Raw genomic sequence first — 1201 nt, 5'->3', positions numbered from 1 at the left:
TTCGGTAAGTGAACCTTATTCGACTAAAGCATGCTTAGTTTAATAATTAATTAGAATAGATATAAAGTATTCGATGATTTATTGGGGGCAAGAAAATGGAGTTTATTTTTGAACCATATTTACATTACATCAGTCAAATGTATAGAAGATGAAACTGTTCGAGCACAAGCAATCGATGAGCTAGGTAATGGAATATACATAGTTGTCCACTCAATAAACAGGATTTTATACTAAATAAAGAAAATACTAGATGTACAAGACCTACCCCAAAGCCCTTGAACATGGATTATTATAAATATATTTCGTGAGAAAACGAAAAAAGCCAACCTTCTGAACTACAAGGGGTTGGCTTTTTGAGTACTACCATTAAGGTTCTCTATATAAACAAGATATGAATGTGAGATTCATCGAATAATGAAGCGATATGAGTATTTAAGTATTATATAAATGAAATGTTAAGATAAAAAAACAATAATAGGTGTTTTTATGTGTTTTAATTTATTAAAAAATTACGCTCCAAAATAAAAAAAATTTAAAATACCATCATAAAACAGCTATATATGATTGCAATATAGGTGTTAATCATATATAGTGGTATTATGGAAAAAGACAAATGGATTATTCAATTAAGAAAAGGAGTATTTGAACTTGCGGTATTATCTCTTATTAATCAAAAACCGATGTATGGTTATGAAATTACAAATCATTTAAAGGGAAATGCTGTATTTGAAATACCTAATGGTTCAATATATCCTATATTGAATCGTTTAACTAAAAATAAATGGGCAATAACTTATTGGGAAGACAACATAGATAGCCCAAAAAGAAAGTATTATCAAATTACATATGAAGGGATATTAGTTTTAAATGAACGTTTAAAAGATTACGAAGATGTTTATCTAGCTCTAAAATCTTTAGGAAGGAAAGACAAGTAATTATGATTAAAATAGAATTCTTTTCTAATAAACTTATTCAATCTTATTTAAATGAATTTAGTAAAAATTTAAATGCTTTACCTACTGATATCAAAAACCAACATATCGAAGAAGTAAAATGTGATTTATATGAAAATGCACTAGAAAAATTTAATAATGGAATTAATTCAAAAGAAATTCCAGAGATGATATTAAGAGAATATTTATCACCAAAGAAATTAGCAAATGAAATTTTAGGAGATTATGATATTATCAATGGGAATAAG

1 protein-coding gene and 1 pseudogene are annotated in these 1201 nt (G+C 26.5%); both read left to right on the top strand.

The window, feature by feature from the left end:
• The first annotated feature begins 599 nt into the window (after positions 1-599).
• The gene (locus CN514_RS24770) at positions 600-935 is read left to right on the top strand and encodes a PadR family transcriptional regulator (protein ID WP_098234829.1); all 336 of its coding nucleotides are present in this window, start codon (positions 600-602) and stop codon (positions 933-935) included.
• A gap of 2 nt (positions 936-937) precedes the next feature.
• A pseudogene (locus CN514_RS24765) lies at positions 938-1201 on the top strand (hypothetical protein); the annotation flags it as partial.

This window comes from Bacillus sp. AFS001701 (assembly GCF_002559405.1).
Taxonomy (GTDB): domain Bacteria; phylum Bacillota; class Bacilli; order Bacillales; family Bacillaceae_G; genus Gottfriedia.
Note: the sequence above shows the minus strand (reverse complement) of the source record. Positions and strands in the feature narration are given on the sequence as shown.

Bases quoted from the DNA above. Each gene is read 5' to 3' on its own strand.
- CN514_RS24770 (WP_098234829.1), top strand. From the start codon at position 600: ATGGAAAAAGACAAATGGATTATTCAATTAAGAAAAGGAGTATTTGAA.